The following is a 16439-nucleotide window of genomic DNA, read 5'->3' as shown; positions in this document are numbered from 1 at the left end:
GACCATGTTCGAGAGCGTCCTGGTCGCCAACCGCGGTGAGATCGCCGTCCGGGTCGTCCGCACCCTGCGCGGGCTCGGCGTCCGCTCGGTCGCCGTCTTCAGCGACGCCGACGCCGGCGCCCGGCACGTGCGCGAGGCCGACACGGCCGTCCGCCTCGGTCCCGCCTCCGCCACCGAGAGCTATCTGTCCGTGGAGCGGCTGCTCGACGCCGCCGCCCGCACCGGTGCGCGGGCGGTCCACCCCGGCTACGGCTTCCTCGCGGAGAACGCCGCGTTCGCCCGCGCCTGCGAGGCCGCCGGGCTGGTCTTCATCGGCCCGCCCGCCTCCGCGATCGAGCTCATGGGCGACAAGATCCGGGCCAAGGAGACGGTGCGGGCCGCGGGCGTGCCCGTCGTCCCCGGCTCCACCGGCAGCGGCCTGTCCGACGCCGAACTGGCCGCCGCGGCACGGGAGATCGGCATGCCCGTGCTGCTGAAGCCGTCCGCCGGCGGCGGCGGCAAGGGCATGCGGCTCGTCCGCGACGAGGCGCTGCTCGGCGAGGAGATCGCCGCCGCCCGGCGCGAGGCGCGCGGCTCCTTCGGCGACGACACCCTCCTGGTGGAGCGCTGGATCGACCGCCCGCGCCACATCGAGATCCAGGTCCTCGCCGACGGCCACGGCAACGTCGTCCACCTCGGCGAGCGCGAGTGCTCCCTCCAGCGGCGCCACCAGAAGATCGTCGAGGAGGCGCCGAGCGTCCTGCTGGACGAGGCCACCCGGGCCGCGATGGGCGCGGCCGCCGTCCAGGCGGCCCGCTCCTGCGGCTACACCGGCGCCGGCACCGTGGAGTTCATCGTCCCCGGCGGCGACCCCTCCTCCTACTACTTCATGGAGATGAACACCCGCCTCCAGGTCGAGCACCCCGTCACCGAGCTGGTCACCGGCCTGGACCTGGTGGAGTGGCAGCTCCGGGTCGCCGCCGGAGAGCGGCTCGCCCTCGCCCAGGAGGAGATCGCCCTCACCGGCCACGCACTGGAGGCCCGGCTCTGCGCGGAGGTCCCGGCACGCGGCTTCCTGCCCTCGGCGGGCACCGTCGTGGCCCTCCACGAGCCGGAGGGCCCCGGCGTCCGGGTCGACTCGGGCCTCGGCACCGGCACGGAGATCGGCACCTCCTACGACCCGATGCTCGCCAAGATCATCGCCCATGGCCCGGACCGCGCCACGGCCCTGCGCCGCCTGCGGGCCGCCCTGGCCTCGACGGCCGTCCTCGGCCTGGAGACCAACACCGGCTTCCTGCGCCGCCTGCTGGACCACCCGGCGGTGGTCTCCGGCGAGCTGGACACGGGCCTGGTCGACCGCGAGGCCGCGTCGCTCGTCCCGGACGAGGTCCCCTTCGAGGTCTACGCCGCGGCGGCCCTCCTCCGCCACGCGTCCCTGGAGCCCCCGTCCTCCCCCGGCTCCTGGACCGACCCCTTCTCCCACCCGACGGGCTGGCGCCTCGGCGGCGAGCCGGCGTGGACGCCGTACACCCTCCGCGTCCCGGGCCACGACCCCGTCACGATCCGCGTGCGCGGCCGCGCGGCGGACGCGGAGATCCTTCCGGAGCGGGGCTCCGCGGTCCCCCGGACGCCGGAGGGCTCCGGGGGCGGCACCCCGGGGGCGCGGAGCGGCGACGGCAGCGCCCCCGCCGCCGCGGAGCCGGCATCCCACGGCACCCCCCACCGCGCCCGCCTCCTCACCACCACCCCCGGCCGCCCCACCCTCCGACTCGACGGCCGCACCTTCCACTTCACCACCGACCCGGAGGGCATCTGGCTCGCCCTGGACGGCGACGCCTGGCGCGTCACCGACCACGACGCCGTCGCCGCCCGCTCCGCCGGGGCCGCCGCGCACGCGGGGGCCCTCACGGCACCCATGCCCGGCACGGTCACCGTCGTGAAGGCCGCCGTCGGCGACACCGTCACCGCCGGCCAGAGCCTCCTCGTCGTGGAGGCCATGAAGATGGAACACGTCATCTCCGCCCCGCACGACGGCACGGTGACCGAGCTCGGCGTCACCCCGGGCAGCACGGTCGCCATGGACCAGGTGCTGGCCGTCGTCGCCCCCGACGGCACGGATCCCGTGGAGGAGTCATGACCCTGCCCGCCGGTCTCCCCATGCCCGTCCCCGACCCGGACCTCCCACGCCGCGTCCGCGTCCACGAAGTCGGCCCGCGCGACGGCCTGCAGAACGAGAAGGGCGTCGTCCCCACCGAGGTGAAGGCGGAGTTCATCCGCCGCCTCGCCGCCGCCGGCCTGGACACCATCGAGGCGACCAGCTTCGTCCACCCGAAGTGGGTTCCCCAACTCGCCGACGCCGAGGCCCTGTTCCCCCTCGTCCGGGACGTCGGCGCCCGCCTGCCCGTACTCGTCCCCAACGAGCGCGGCCTGGACCGCGCCCTCGCCCTCGGCGCCCGGGAGATCGCCGTCTTCGGCAGCGCCACCGAGTCGTTCGCCAAGGCCAACCTCAACCGCACGGTGGACGAGTCGCTGGCGATGTTCGAGCCGGTCGTGGCGAGGGCGAAGGCCGCCGGGGCGAGGGTCCGCGGCTATCTGTCGATGTGCTTCGGCGACCCCTGGGAAGGCGCCGTGCCCGTCGGGCGCGTCGCCGCCACCGGCCGCCGCCTGTTCGACCTCGGCTGCGACGAGCTGAGCCTCGGCGACACCATCGGCGTCGCCACGCCGGGCCACGTCGGCGCGCTGCTCCGCGCGTTCGACGCCGAGGGCGTGCCCGCCGGCCGCCTCGCCGTGCACTTCCACGACACCTACGGCCAGGCGCTGTCCAACACCCTCGCGGCCCTGCGGCACGGCGTGACCACCGTCGACGCCTCCGCCGGCGGCCTCGGGGGCTGCCCCTACGCGAAGAGCGCCACCGGCAACCTCGCCACGGAGGATCTCGTGTGGATGCTCGACGGCCTCGGCATCACGACCGGGGTCGATCTCGGCCACCTCACCGCCACAAGCGTGTGGATGGCCGGCCACCTGGGGCGGCCCAGTCCGTCCCGCACCGTTCGCGCCATCTCCCACCAGGAGTCATGAGCCATGCCGCTGGACCACCGCCTCACCCCGGAACACGAGGAACTCCGCCGCACCGTCGAGGAGTTCGCCCACGACGTGGTCGCCCCGAAGATCGGGGAGTTCTACGAGCACCACGAGTTCCCCTACGAGATCGTCCGCGAGATGGGCCGCATGGGCCTGTTCGGCCTGCCCTTCCCCGAGGAGTACGGCGGGATGGGCGGGGACTACCTGGCCCTCGGCATCGCCCTGGAGGAGCTGGCCCGGGTCGACTCCTCGGTGGCGATCACCCTGGAGGCCGGCGTCTCCCTCGGCGCCATGCCCGTCCACCGCTTCGGCACGGAGGAGCAGAAGCGGACCTGGCTGCCGCGGCTGTGCTCCGGCGAGATCCTGGGCGCCTTCGGCCTCACCGAGCCCGAGTGCGGCTCGGACGCGGGCGGCACCCGCACCACCGCCCGCCTCGACGAGGCCACCGGCGAGTGGGTGATCAACGGCACCAAGTGCTTCATCACCAACTCGGGCACGGAGATCACGGGCCTGGTGACGGTCACCGCGGTCACCGGCCGCACGGAGGACGGCAAGCCGCTGATCTCCTCGATCATCGTCCCCTCCGGCACCCCCGGCTTCACCGTCGCGCCCCCGTACTCCAAGGTCGGCTGGAACGCCTCGGACACCCGCGAGCTGTCCTTCTCCGACGTCCGCGTCCCCGCGGCGAACCTGCTGGGCGAACAGGGCCGTGGCTACGCCCAGTTCCTGCGCATCCTCGACGAGGGCCGCATCGCCATCTCGGCCCTGGCCACCGGCCTCGCCCAGGGCTGCGTGGACGAGTCGCTGGCGTACGCGCGGACGCGGCGGGCCTTCGGCCGGCCGATCGGCACCAACCAGGCGATCCAGTTCAAGATCGCCGACATGGAGATGCGGGCCCACACGGCCCGGCTGGCCTGGCGCGACGCGGCCTCGCGGCTGGTGCACGGCGAGCCCTTCAAGAAGGAGGCCGCCCTGGCCAAGCTCTACTCCTCCGAGATCGCCGTCGACAACGCCCGGGACGCCACCCAGATCCACGGCGGCTACGGCTTCATGAACGAGTACCCGGTGGCCCGGATGTGGCGCGACGCCAAGATCCTGGAGATCGGGGAGGGCACCAGCGAGGTCCAGCGCATGCTGATCGCCCGGGAGTTGGGCCTGGCGGGCTGAGGCGCGGCGGGCCGGGCGGGCGCCCGCGGCCCCCGCGCCCCGGCCCCGCCCTGCGAGAATTCCCCCATGGCAGAGATCTTCCAGTCGGACGGCACCTGGACGTTCGACGGCAGCGCGATACGGATCGTCCCGGGGCGCGAGCGCGGAGTGCACCTGGTCCGCCAGACCCTGGGCGAGCTGACCGTCCCCCTCGCCGCCGTCGCCGGCGTCTCCTTCGAGCCGGGCCGCAAGGGGGGCCGGCTGAGGCTCCGGCTGCGCGACGGCGCCGACCCGCTCTCGCAGGTGACCCGCGGCCGGCTGCCGGACGCCGCCGACCCGTACCAGCTGCGGACGGAGCCCGACCGCTCGGGCGTCGCCGAATACTTCGCGGAGGAGGTCCGCACGGCCCTGCTGCTGGAGCAGGTGCCCGAGGGCCCGGCGGACCGCTATCTGCTGCCCGGCCCCGCCGTCCCCGTCTCGGCCGGCGCGGGGGACGGCACCGCCTCCTTCGACGGCGAGCGCGTCCGCCTGGAGTGGAACTGGCTCACCGACGACGGAAAGGCCTCCGGCGGCCCCCGCGAGTTCCCCCTCCGCGACATCCGGGCCGTCGAATGGCTGCCCGGCGTCGGCCTGGAGAACGGCTACCTGCGCTTCGAGGTCCAGGGCTCGCCCGCCAAGGCCCGCCCCAAGTACGACCCGAACGCGATCGAGCTCTACGGCTTCAAGAAGGACGGCCTGATGGCCCTGGTGGGCGCCGCCGTCGTGGCCCGCCTGCCGCACCCGGCCGCCGACCGGCCCACCGCGCCGCCCCTGGCGAAGGTCGCCGAGGCCGACGCCCTCCCGCCCGCCGGGGATGCGGCCCCGGACCGGGGCGACGATCACGACACCCTGCTGCGCCGGCTGCGCGAGCTGGGTGAGCTGCACCACTCGGGGATCCTCACCGACGAGGAGTTCGCCGCCGCGAAGCAGGCGATTCTCCAGCGATTCTGACCAAATCGCCCCGCATCCCACCGGGGCTTGCCCGAATTCGGGCAGGATTCTTGCGAAAGGCGCCGCGGCCCTTCAGTATCGACGGGTGCTCGAACGCCGTACGTCCCATGACGACCTGGTTGACCACCTGGTGCGCAGCACGCCGCTCCAGCGCGGCGAGGCCGCCCGGGTGGTCCTGGACGTCCTGGCGTACTTCGACGAGACGGCCGAGGAGTTCGTCCGCCGCCGCCACCGCGAACTGCAGGCGGGCGGGCTGGCCAACGCGGAGATCTTCGCCAGGATCTCGGCGGAGCTGCCGTACCGCGCGGTGGCGCCACCCGAACTCTCGCTGCGCCAGCTGCGTCGCATCGTCTACGGCTGAGCGCCCGGCCACGTCGTACACCCCGGCGTAACGGCGGCTCCTGCCGTCGTCGGGCATCCATGATCTTCTGTACGGGAGGGACCGCACCATGTGTGGAATCGTCGGCTACATCGGCAAGCGTGATGTCGCCCCGCTGCTGCTGGAGGGCCTGCAGCGCCTGGAGTACCGCGGGTACGACTCCGCCGGTATCGCCCTGCACGCGAGCGGCAAGGCCGGGGGTCTGAAGACCGCCAAGGCCAAGGGCCGCGTCCGCGAGCTGGAGTCCCGCCTCCCCAAGCGCTTCAACGGCACCACCGGTATCGCCCACACCCGCTGGGCCACCCACGGCGCGCCCAACGACATCAACGCGCACCCGCACCTGGACGCCGCCGAGACGGTCGCGGTCGTCCACAACGGCATCATCGACAACGCCGCCGAGCTGCGCGCCCGGCTGACGGCCGAGGGCATCGCCTTCGTCTCGGACACCGACACCGAGGTCCTCGCCCACCTCATCGGCCGCTCCGCGGCCGCCACGCTGGAGGAGAAGGTCCGCGAGGCGCTCCGGCACATCGAGGGCACCTACGGCATCGCCGTGCTGCACGCCGACTTCCCGGACCGCATCGTCGTCGCCCGCAACGGCTCGCCGGTCGTGCTGGGCATCGGCGAGAAGGAGATGTTCGTCTCCTCCGACGTCGCCGCGCTGGTCAGCCACACCCGCCAGGTCGTCACCCTGGACGACGGCGAGATGGCCACCCTGAAGGCCGACGACTACCGCACGTACACCACCGAGGGCTCCACCACCTCGGCCCAGCCGACCACCGTCGAGTGGGAGGCCGAGTCGTACGACATGGGCGGCCACGACACGTACATGCACAAGGAGATCCACGAGCAGGCCGACGCCGTGGACCGCGCGCTGCGCGGCCGCATCGACGACCGCTTCTCCACCGTGCACCTGGGCGGCCTCAACCTGGACGCCCGCGACGCCCGCGCCGTGCGCCGGGTGAAGATCCTCGGCTGCGGCACCTCGTACCACGCGGGCCAGATCGGCGCCCAGATGATCGAGGAGCTGGCCCGGATCCCCGCCGACGCCGAGCCGGCCTCCGAGTTCCGCTACCGCAACCCGGTCGTGGACCCCGACACCCTCTACATCGCGGTGTCGCAGTCCGGCGAGACCTACGACGTGCTCGCCGCCGTCCAGGAGCTCAAGCGCAAGGGCGCCCGCGTCCTCGGCCTGGTGAACGTCGTCGGTTCGGCGATCGCCCGGGAGACCGACGGCGGCATCTACGTCCACGCCGGCCCCGAGGTCTGCGTCGTCTCCACCAAGTGCTTCACCAACATGGTCGTCGCCTTCGGCCTGTTCGCCCTGCACCTGGGCCGCACCCGTGACCTGTCCGTCGCGGACGGCAAGCGGATCATCGAGGGCCTGCGCAAGCTGCCCGCCCAGATCGAGGAGATCCTGGCGAACGAGGCGCAGATCGAGAAGCTGGCCGCGGAGTACGCGGACGCGAAGTCGATGATGTTCATCGGCCGCGTCCGGGGCTACCCGGTGGCCCGCGAGGCCTCGCTGAAGCTCAAGGAGGTCTCGTACATCCACGCCGAGGCCTACCCGGCCTCCGAGCTCAAGCACGGTCCGCTGGCCCTGATCGAGCCCGCGATGCCGACCGTGGCGATCGTGCCGGACGACGACCTGCTGGAGAAGAACCGCGCCGCGCTGGAGGAGATCAAGGCCCGCAGCGGCCGCATCCTCGCCGTCGCGCACCGGGAGCAGGAGAAGGCCGACCACACCATCGTCGTGCCGAAGAACGAGGACGAGCTGGACCCGATCCTGATGGGCATCCCGCTCCAGCTCTTCGCCTACTACACGGCCAAGGCGATGGGCCGCGACATCGACAAGCCGCGCAACCTCGCGAAGTCCGTCACCGTCGAGTAGGGCCGGCGCCCTTCGAGGGGACGGTTCTCCCCGCGCGTGCCACCGGGCGCGCGGGGAGACCGCCTCCCCGGTGCCGGCGTCGCCCTCACGCCGGCGGTGAAGCCACCGGTTCCGGGAACCGTCACCTCCCGCCCGGCAGCAGGGCCTGCCCGTTACGTACCCGCGGGCGGGGCGCCGCGCACCCCTACGCATGGGTAGACTGCTCCGGCCGCCGCACGCCACCGCCCTTCCGCCGACCGGGAGTTGACGAACCGCCGGAGAGGGGCCCGGCTACGGGATGACGACCACGGGCCGCTGCGCCCGGCGCGCCAGCCGCCCCGCCACCGAGCCGAAGATCCGGCCGACGATCCCGTGGGTGGAGCCGACCACGATCGCGTCGGCCGCGTACTCGCGCCCGACCTCCTCCAGCTCGTGGCAGATGTCGCCGCCGCGCTCGACCAGGATCCAGGGCACCTCGGAGAGGTGGTCGGCGCAGGCCAGCTCCAGCCCCAGGACCTCGGTGCGGTGGTCCGGGACGTCGACGAAGACCGGGGGCTCACAGCCCGCCCAGACGGTCGTCGGCAGCCGGTTGGCCACATGGACGATGATCAGGCCCGAGCCGGAGCGCCGGGCCATGCCGATTGCATACGCAAGCGCTCGCTCGCTCGACGTGGAGCCGTCGAAGCCCACGACGACACCGTGCTGGAACGCCGGATCGCAGGAATGACGTGCTTGTTCCGCCGCCTCGGGGAGCGCCGTCTGATCGGCGATCCGCTTGCGGTCCGCGGGTTCGGAGAATTCGTGACCGGCCATCGGTGTCTCGGCGAAGGGAGTCCTCGTACGGAGGGGCGTCGGTGGGCTGGCTCGGGAGTCGCGCCGTGTGCCGCACCGGGGCGGTGGCGTCAGAACGGCGACAAAAATCCGTCCGGGATTCATCTTTTCAAGGGCTTACCCCCCAGGGTACGGCGGCGGGTGCCGGGTGCCCAGGGTCCGGCCCCCGAAGAGGCCGGAAGGAGCCGGCCGGCGCCGGACGGACCCGGACCGGACGGACCCCCGGCGAACGGTGCTCGGCACTCGGTGTCCCCCTCGACGGGCGTGACGGCTGACGGGTGAGCGTTCCCCGGAGCATGCACGAGGGCCGCCCGGAGCGCAATGCCCCCTTGGGCCCTACCCCTGCCCACCCGCTCAGTGACCCACACGCCCGGCCGGCGTTGTACTACCGCCAGCAGACGCCGCCAGGGAGCCGCTCCGTGCCCGGAACCCGTGATGACGCCCACGACGAGGACGCCGGAAGGGAATCGCCCGATCCGGTGAGCGACGTGGTCCGCTGGGCGGCCTTCAGCTGCACCCTGGTGCCCGTCGTGCTGTTGATGTGCGGTCAGTCCCTGGGCGGCGCCGCGGGCAGCGCGGCCGGCCTGGTCGCGGTCACCTGCGCCTGCCGGGCCCTGCTGCGCCGGTCCGAGCGCGCGGCCGGGCGCGCCGTCCGCGGCGGACGGCTGGTGGACGGGCCTGCGGAACGGGCCGTACCGCACCGTGGCCGGCACGGTCGTACGGGGAGCGGTACGCACCGCGGCTCGCGGCACGCGGGCACCGGTACGCCCCTCGACTGATTTTTTGTACGACGACACCCGTATGTTTTCGGCCAACTTCGGGCCGACAGCCCTCGCTTGGCCTGACCAGCCCCCAACAGCCGGGCGACCAGCAAGGAAAGGACCGCTGAGGGCGGTTGCACCCTACGGGGATTGGGCAGTGGCGAGAGGCGTACTTTTCAGCGGGGCCTGCAAGTGCAACGCTTCGTGATCGAACGCTTCGCGCCAAGTTGTCATGTCGACATAGAGCCGGGTGGTGAACTGGTCACCGCGACTACATCCGACACAGTAGATTCGATCTTGGCCATGACCGGCGGGGGAACCGTTCAGGACCGAGGGGAAACGTGCAGGACCGAGAGGACTCGACCGCCGAGGGGGGCTTAGCGCCATGAGCCAGGACTCCACGACCGTACCGGAGACCGTGCGCAAGCTCTCCGGACGCCGCCGCCGGGAGATCGTCGCCGTATTGCTGTTCAGCGGCGGCCCGATCTTCGAAAGCTCCATTCCGCTCTCCGTATTCGGGATCGACCGGCAGGACGCCGGAGTTCCCCGTTACCGCCTGCTGGTCTGCGCAGGCGAAGATGTGCCATTGCGAACAACCGGTGGCCTCGAACTGACCGCACCGTACGGCCTGGAGGCGCTCTCCAGGGCCGGCACCGTCGTCGTACCGGCCTGGCGGTCCATCACCCAGCCACCGCCGCCGGCCGCCCTCGACGCACTGCGCCGGGCCCACGAGGAGGGCGCCCGCATCGTCGGGCTGTGCACCGGTGCCTTCGTACTGGCCGCCGCGGGACTGCTCGACGGCAGACCCGCCACGACCCACTGGATGTACGCGCCGACGCTCGCCAAGCGCTACCCCTCGGTCCACGTGGACCCCAGGGAGCTCTTCGTGGACGACGGTGACGTCCTGACCTCGGCGGGCACGGCGGCCGGCATCGACCTGTGCCTGCACATCGTGCGCACCGACCACGGCGCCGACGCGGCGGGGGCGCTGGCCCGCCGGCTCGTCGTCCCGCCGCGCCGCAGCGGCGGCCAGGAGCGCTACCTCGACCGCTCTTTACCCGAGGAGATCGGCGCCGACCCGCTCGCCGAGGTCGTCGCCTGGGCGCTGGAGCACCTCCACGAGCAGTTCGACGTGGAGACCCTGGCCGCCCGCGCCTATATGAGCCGCCGCACCTTCGACCGCAGGTTCCGCTCGCTCACCGGCAGCGCGCCGCTCCAGTGGCTGATCACCCAGCGGGTCCTCCAGGCCCAGCGGCTGCTGGAGACCTCGGACTACTCGGTGGACGAGGTCGCCGGGCGCTGCGGCTTCCGGTCGCCCGTCGCCCTGCGCGGCCACTTCCGCCGCCAGCTGGGGTCCTCCCCGGCCGCCTACCGGGCGGCCTACCGGGCACGGCGCCCGCAGGGCGGATCCGACGGCCGGCCGGACCGCCCCGACCGGGCGGACCGCGCGGAGCGGGGCGAGCGCTTCCCGGGGGCGGAGCCGGTCGAGCCCCGGGCCGGGGAGGCGGCGGTCATGGGCATGAGACGGAGCGCGCTCGCCGCCGCGCACGCCGTCCCCGGCGCTCCGCTCGGCGGCGACCGGCACCACGGGCACGGTGGGCACACCGGGCACGGGGTGCCGGTGGGCCACGGCGTCGGCCCCGGGCCGAACGCCGTGGAACCGGGCAAACCGGAATCGGATCTCTACAGCCCTCACCTGCCCGGCCAGCGGGAACGCCCCGTAGGGTGAGTTCCATGAACGATCGCATGGTGTGGATCGACTGCGAGATGACGGGACTCTCGCTGTCGTCCGACGCGCTCATCGAGGTGGCCGCGCTGGTCACCGACTCGGAGCTGAACATCCTCGGCGACGGCGTGGACATCGTCGTCCGCCCGCCCGCCGAGGCCCTGACCACCATGCCCGAGGTGGTGCGCCAGATGCACACGGCCTCCGGGCTGCTCGCCGAGCTGGACGGCGGGACGACGCTCGAGGAGGCCGAGCGGCGGGTCCTGGAGTACGTCCGCGAGTACGTCCCGGAGCCGGGCAAGGCCCCGCTGTGCGGAAACTCGGTCAGCACGGACCGCGGCTTCCTGCTGCGGGACATGCCCGAGCTTGAGGCGCACCTGCACTACCGCATCGTCGACGTCTCGTCGGTGAAGGAGCTGTCCCGCCGCTGGTTCCCGAGGGCGTACTTCGCCAGCCCGAAGAAGAGCGGCAACCACCGGGCGCTCGCCGACATCCGCGAGTCGATCGCCGAGCTCCGCTACTACCGGGAGGCGATCTTCGTCCCGCAGCCCGGCCCGGACTCCGACACGGCGAAGGCGATCGCGGCGAAGCACGTCCTGCCTGCTCAGGATTAGTGACGCAGCTCGCTCCCGGTTCGGCGAAAGCCGGGAGCGAGCACCCCTCCGGACCCTGTACACTTTTTCTCGGCCGGTGGGAAACACGGAAACGAACGCCGGACGTGGTGGGTATAGCTCAGCTGGTAGAGCACCTGGTTGTGGTCCAGGATGTCGCGGGTTCGAGTCCCGTTACTCACCCTGATCGACCCGAGGGCCCGGTCTGCGGAAGCAGGCCGGGCCCTCGGCGTTGTGCCGTCCCCGCCCCCGCCCCGCACGCCGACACGCCGGGCCGCGCCCCCGGACGCCCCCACCGCCGCGGCGTGCCGCGCCTTTGACAGTCCGTCGGCTTGCGGCAGAGTGGCCGGCGTTGGATCCGGAAGCAGCCCTGCCGCAACTCCCGCCCGCCCGGCCCGCCCCGCGGCCGGCCCGCCCTGGAGGACGCACGCGTGCACCGTCGCAGGCACAGCAGCGCGCACGCCCGGCGGACGTGCCGGACGGCGGTGGCCCTCACCGCCGCCGCCGTGCTCGCGGCCGCGGTGCTCACCGGCTGCGCCGGGGACGGGGACGACGGGCGGACCACGCTCTCCGTGGGCACCTTCGGGGTCTTCGGCTTCCGGCAGGCCGGGCTCTACGCCGAGTACGAGCGGCTGCACCCGGACGTCCGGATCACGGAAAGCGTGATCGAGCGCAACGACACCTACTACCCCCAGTTCCTCACCCACCTGGTGACCGGCGGCGGGCTGGCCGACATCCAGGCCGTCGAGGTCGGCGACATCCACGACCTGGCCCGGGACCTGGGCGGCCGGCTCACCGACCTGTCCCGCGCGCCCGGGGTCCGCGCGGGCACCTGGCTCCCCTGGAAGTGGGCGCAGGCCACCGCCCCCGACGGCAGGACCGTGGGGCTCGGCACGGACATCGGCCCGATCGCCGTCTGCTACCGCAAGGACCTCTTCCGGCGGGCCGGTCTGCCCACCGAACGGGGTGCCGTCGGCCGGCTGTGGGCCGGCGACTGGCACAAGTACCTCGCCGTCGGACGGGCCTACCGGGACCGCGCCCCGGCGGGCACCGTCTTCACCGACTCGGCCGCCGGGATCTACAACGCCGCCATCCACGGCTATCCGGAGCGCTACTACGACCGCGCCGGACGCCCGCTGTACACGGGCGGACCGGCCGTCCGCACGGCCTGGGACCTGGCCGTGCGGGCCGCCCGCGACGGACTGACCGCGCGGCTCAAGCAGTTCGAGAAGCCCTGGGACCAGGCGTATGCCAACGGGCGCTTCGCCACCGTCGCCTGCCCGCCGTGGATGCTCGGCTACATCAAGGAGAAGGCCGGCGACGCGGGCCGCGGCCGGTGGGACGTGGCCGCCGCGCCCCGGCCCGCCAGCTGGGGCGGCTCCTTCCTCACCGTGCCCCGGGCCGCCCGGCACCGGGCCGCCGCCGTCGCGCTCGCCGCCTGGCTGACCGCCCCCGAGCAGCAGGCCCGGCTCTTCGAACGGCAGGCGAGCTTCCCCTCCACCCCCGCCTCGTACGCCATGCCGCAGCTCCGGGGCGCGCGCAACGCCTACTTCGGCGGCGCACCCGTCGCGGAGATCTTCGCCGAGGCGGCCCGCCGGGCCCCCACGCTCGTCACCGGGCCCCGCGAGCAGCTGATCGGGACCGCGTTCACCGACGTCGGCATCGCCCAGGTCGAACAGCAGGGCAGGGCGCCGGAGGCGGCCTGGGCGGCGGCCCAGCAGGAGATCGAGAACGCGGTGGACGAATGACGGCCGCGCCCACGACGACGGCGTGCCCGCCCGGCGCCGCGGACCCCGGCCGCCGGGAGCGCCCCGGCGCCGAGGACCGGCGCGCGGCCCGGCGCAGCCGCCGCTACCGGTGGGACGTGCGCTACAGCCCCTATGCCTTCGTGGCGCCGTTCTTCCTCTTCTTCGCGGCATTCGGGATCTTCCCCCTGCTGTGGACGGGCTGGGCCTCGCTGCACCGGATGGAGCTCACGGAACCGGGCCGGGAGCGGTGGACCGGGCTGCACAACTACGTACGGCTGCTGGACGACGCGTTCTTCTGGAACGCGCTGGGCAACACCGCGGTGATCGGCGTCCTGTCGACGGTGCCGCAGCTGCTGACGGCCCTGGGGCTGGCGCACCTGCTGCACCACCGGTTGCGGGCGGCGGTCTTCTGGCGGGTGGCGCTGCTCGCCCCCTACGCCACCTCGACCGCCGCGGCCACCCTGGTCTTCGTCCTCCTCTACGGGCGCGACTACGGCATGGTCAACTGGGCGCTGGGGCTGGCCGGGCTGGCGCCGGTGGACTGGCAGAACGGCACCTGGGCGGCCCGCGTCGCCGTCTCCTCGATCGTCGTGTGGCGGTGGACGGGCTACAACGCGCTGATCTACCTGGCCGCGATGCAGGCGGTGCCGGACGAGCTGTACGAGTCGGCGGCGCTGGACGGGGCGTCGCGGCTGCGGCAGTTCCGCCATGTGACGGTGCCGGCGCTGCGGCCGACGATCCTCTTCACCGTGGTCGTCTCCACGATCGGGGCGACCCAACTCTTCGGGGAGCCGCTGCTGTTCGGCGGGGCGGGGGGACAGAAGGGCGGGGCCTCGCACCAGTTCCAGACGCTGGGGCTCTACCTCTACGAGCAGGGCTGGTACGACTTCCACCTCGGGCGTGCCGCGGCGGTGGCCTGGGCCATGTTCCTGATCCTGCTGGTGGTCGCCGGGGCCGGCGGGCTGGTCGCCCGGCGGCTGCGCGGGGACGGGTGAGGGGCCGGCGTGCGCGGACGGGGCGGACGGGGCCGGGCGGCCGGGCGGCACCTGCGCGCCGGGCCGGTCACGTACGCCGTGCTGACGCTGTTCACCGCGGGCTCGGTGCTGCCGCTGCTGTGGACGGCCGTGGCGGCCTCGCGGGACAACACGCGGCTGGCGCACACGCCGCCGCCGCTCTGGTTCGGCCCGCACCTCGGCCGCAATCTGGGCATCGCCTGGGGCGAGGCCCGGCTGGGGCTCGCGGTGCTGAACACGGTGCTGGTGGCCGGCAGCGTGGCGCTGGGCACCGTGCTCTTCTGCACCGTCGCCGGCTTCGCCTTCGCCAAGCTGCGCTTCCGCTTCAGGAACGCCCTGCTGGCGGCGGTGGTCGGGACGATGATGGTGCCCCCGCAGCTCTCCGTCGTCCCGCTCTTCCTGGTCGTCGCGCGGCTGGGGTGGACCGACCGGCTGCAGACCGTCGTCCTGCCCACGCTGGTCAGCGCGTTCGGCGTCTTCTTCATGCGGCAGTACCTGGCGGAGGCACTGCCGCTGGAGCTGATCGAGGCGGCCCGTGTGGACGGGGCGAGCAGCCTGCGGATCGTGCGGCACGTGGTGCTGCCGGTCGCCCGGCCGGCGATGGCCGTGCTGGGGATGCTCTCCTTCGTCCAGGCGTGGAACGACTTCTTCTGGCCGGTGATCGCGCTGACCCAGGACAACCCCACCGTCCAGGTCGCCCTCACCGGGCTCGGCCGCGGCTACGTGCCCGACCAGGCCGTCGTGATGGCGGGCGCCCTGCTGGGGACGCTGCCGCTGCTGCTCGTGCTCGCCCTCTTCGGCCGCCACATCGTGGGCGGCATCATGCGCGGCGCGGTCAAGGGCTGACCGCCGTGCGCCCGGCCGTGTGCCCCTCCCCCTTCGGTTCCACCGCTCCCGGAGTGCCTCCATGCCCCTGACCTCCTTTCCCCCCGGCTTCGTCTGGGGCGCCGCCACCGCCGCCTACCAGGTGGAGGGGGCCGCCCACGAGGGCGGCCGCACCCCTTCCATCTGGGACACCTTCTGCCGGATCCCCGGCAAGGTGCGCGGCGGCGACACCGGTGACGTCGCCACGGACCACTACCACCGCTTCCGCGAGGACGTCCGGCTGATGTCGGACATCGGCCTCGGCGCCTACCGCTTCTCCGTCTCCTGGCCGCGCGTCCAGCCCACCGGGCGCGGCCCCGCGTCACAGCGCGGCCTCGACTTCTACCGGCGGCTCGTCGACGATCTCCTCGCCCACGGCATCCAGCCCGTGCTGACCCTCTACCACTGGGACCTGCCCCAGGAGCTGGAGTCGGCGGGCGGCTGGCCCGAGCGCGGGACGGCGCAGCGCTTCGCCGACTACGCCCATCTGGTCGGCGAGGCGCTGGGCGACCGCGTCGGCTCCTGGACGACCCTCAACGAGCCCTGGTGCAGCGCCTTCCTGGGCTACGCGGCCGGGGTCCACGCCCCCGGGCGCACCGACGACGCGGCCGCCCTGCGCGCGGCCCACCATCTGAGCCTGGCGCACGGACTGGGCGCTCAGGCGCTGCGCGCCGTGCTGCCGCGGCGGGCCCGTATCTCCGTCGTCCTCAACCCGAACGACGTGCGGGCGCTGACCGGTTCGGCCGCGGACCTGGACGCGCGGCGGCGCATCGACGCGCTCTCCACGCGTATCTTCACCGGGCCCATGCTGCGCGGCGCGTACCCCGACGACCTGCTCGCGGACACGGCCGGGATCACCGACTGGTCGTTCGTCCGCGACGGCGACCTGGACGTCATCAAGCACCCCCTCGACTGGCTGGGCATCAACTACTACACGCCGTCAGTGGTATCAGCCGCCACTGACAACCGGCCCTCACCCGGTCCTTCCGCGTATCCCGGGGCCGGGGGCGTCGTCTTCCACCAGCCGCCGGGCCCCCGGACGGCGATGGACTGGACCGTCGATCCGTCCGGCCTCCACGAGTTGCTCACGCGCTTCGCGCACGAGGCGCCCGGGCTGCCGCTCGCCGTCTCCGAGAACGGGGCGGCGTACGACGACGGGCGTCCGGACGGGCGGGGCGTCGTCCACGACCCCGAGCGGATCGCGTATCTGCGCGGTCATCTCGCCGCCGTGCTGCGGGCGTTGGAGGACGGGGTGGACGTGTGGGGGTACTTCGTGTGGTCGCTGCTGGACAACTTCGAGTGGGCGTACGGGTACAGCAAGCGGTTCGGGATCGTGTACGTGGATTACGGTTCGCTGGCGCGGACGCCGAAGTCGAGTGCGCGGTGGTACGGGGAGGTGATCCGCACCGGCCGCCTGCCGGCGGCGGGTTGAGAGGACGC

14 protein-coding genes and 1 tRNA gene are annotated in these 16439 nt (G+C 73.4%); 14 read left to right on the top strand and 1 reads right to left on the bottom strand.

Annotated elements, in window-relative coordinates:
* The first annotated feature begins 4 nt into the window (after positions 1-4).
* The 6 genes from AC230_RS29540 (at position 5) to glmS (ending at position 7466) form a co-directional block, all read left to right on the top strand.
* The gene (locus AC230_RS29540) at positions 5-2116 is read left to right on the top strand and encodes an acetyl/propionyl/methylcrotonyl-CoA carboxylase subunit alpha (protein WP_049719383.1); all 2112 of its coding nucleotides are present in this window, start codon (positions 5-7) and stop codon (positions 2114-2116) included.
* The gene (locus AC230_RS29535; protein WP_049719382.1) at positions 2113-3057 is read left to right on the top strand and encodes a hydroxymethylglutaryl-CoA lyase; all 945 of its coding nucleotides are present in this window, start codon (positions 2113-2115) and stop codon (positions 3055-3057) included. Before AC230_RS29540 ends, AC230_RS29535 begins: the two co-directional genes overlap by 4 nt.
* Before the next feature lie 9 nt (positions 3058-3066).
* The gene (locus AC230_RS29530; protein ID WP_049719564.1) at positions 3067-4227 is read left to right on the top strand and encodes an acyl-CoA dehydrogenase family protein; all 1161 of its coding nucleotides are present in this window, start codon (positions 3067-3069) and stop codon (positions 4225-4227) included.
* A gap of 66 nt (positions 4228-4293) precedes the next feature.
* A complete protein-coding gene (locus tag AC230_RS29525; protein ID WP_049719381.1) occupies positions 4294-5196 on the top strand; it encodes a DUF4429 domain-containing protein in 903 nt (300 codons plus the stop codon).
* An 85-nt stretch (positions 5197-5281) separates the two neighbouring features.
* On the top strand, positions 5282-5557 hold the full coding sequence (locus AC230_RS29520; RefSeq protein ID WP_049719380.1) for a hypothetical protein: 276 nt from the start codon (positions 5282-5284) through the stop codon (positions 5555-5557).
* An 88-nt stretch (positions 5558-5645) separates the two neighbouring features.
* A complete protein-coding gene (gene glmS, locus AC230_RS29515) occupies positions 5646-7466 on the top strand; it encodes a glutamine--fructose-6-phosphate transaminase (isomerizing) (protein ID WP_049719379.1) in 1821 nt (606 codons plus the stop codon).
* Positions 7467-7736: 270 nt separating this feature from the next.
* Here glmS and AC230_RS29510 read toward each other — a convergent pair whose 3' ends face one another.
* Positions 7737-8258 carry a universal stress protein gene (locus AC230_RS29510; protein ID WP_049719378.1) on the bottom strand — a complete coding sequence of 174 codons (522 nt, stop codon included), beginning with the start codon at positions 8256-8258 and terminating at the stop codon, positions 7737-7739.
* A gap of 437 nt (positions 8259-8695) precedes the next feature.
* On the opposite strand from AC230_RS29510, the gene AC230_RS29505 reads away from it, so the two are divergent.
* From AC230_RS29505 to AC230_RS29470, 8 genes are all read left to right on the top strand, one after another.
* Entirely contained in the window at positions 8696-9055 is a 360-nt protein-coding gene (locus AC230_RS29505) for a hypothetical protein (protein WP_049719377.1), read from the top strand.
* Between the two features lie 367 nt (positions 9056-9422).
* Positions 9423-10766 carry a GlxA family transcriptional regulator gene (locus AC230_RS29500; RefSeq protein WP_049719376.1) on the top strand — a complete coding sequence of 448 codons (1344 nt, stop codon included), beginning with the start codon at positions 9423-9425 and terminating at the stop codon, positions 10764-10766.
* A gap of 5 nt (positions 10767-10771) precedes the next feature.
* The gene (orn, locus tag AC230_RS29495) at positions 10772-11377 is read left to right on the top strand and encodes an oligoribonuclease (protein ID WP_049719375.1); all 606 of its coding nucleotides are present in this window, start codon (positions 10772-10774) and stop codon (positions 11375-11377) included.
* 107 nt (positions 11378-11484) lie between these two features.
* Positions 11485-11557: transfer RNA gene (locus tag AC230_RS29490), tRNA-His, on the top strand.
* Between the two features lie 248 nt (positions 11558-11805).
* The gene (locus AC230_RS29485; RefSeq protein WP_241833401.1) at positions 11806-13122 is read left to right on the top strand and encodes an ABC transporter substrate-binding protein; all 1317 of its coding nucleotides are present in this window, start codon (positions 11806-11808) and stop codon (positions 13120-13122) included.
* Positions 13119-14117, top strand: coding sequence for a carbohydrate ABC transporter permease (locus AC230_RS29480; RefSeq protein ID WP_049719373.1), 999 nt, complete (start codon positions 13119-13121; stop codon positions 14115-14117). Before AC230_RS29485 ends, AC230_RS29480 begins: the two co-directional genes overlap by 4 nt.
* A gap of 9 nt (positions 14118-14126) precedes the next feature.
* Positions 14127-14981, top strand: coding sequence for a carbohydrate ABC transporter permease (locus tag AC230_RS29475; RefSeq protein WP_049719372.1), 855 nt, complete (start codon positions 14127-14129; stop codon positions 14979-14981).
* A 61-nt stretch (positions 14982-15042) separates the two neighbouring features.
* Positions 15043-16431, top strand: coding sequence for a GH1 family beta-glucosidase (locus AC230_RS29470; protein WP_049719371.1), 1389 nt, complete (start codon positions 15043-15045; stop codon positions 16429-16431).
* Positions 16432-16439: the final 8 nt, after the last annotated feature.

Origin of the sequence: Streptomyces caatingaensis (assembly GCF_001187435.1) — a bacterium.
GTDB classification, from domain to species: Bacteria; Actinomycetota; Actinomycetes; order Streptomycetales; family Streptomycetaceae; genus Streptomyces; species Streptomyces caatingaensis.
This window is presented reverse-complemented; position numbering and strand designations above follow the sequence as displayed.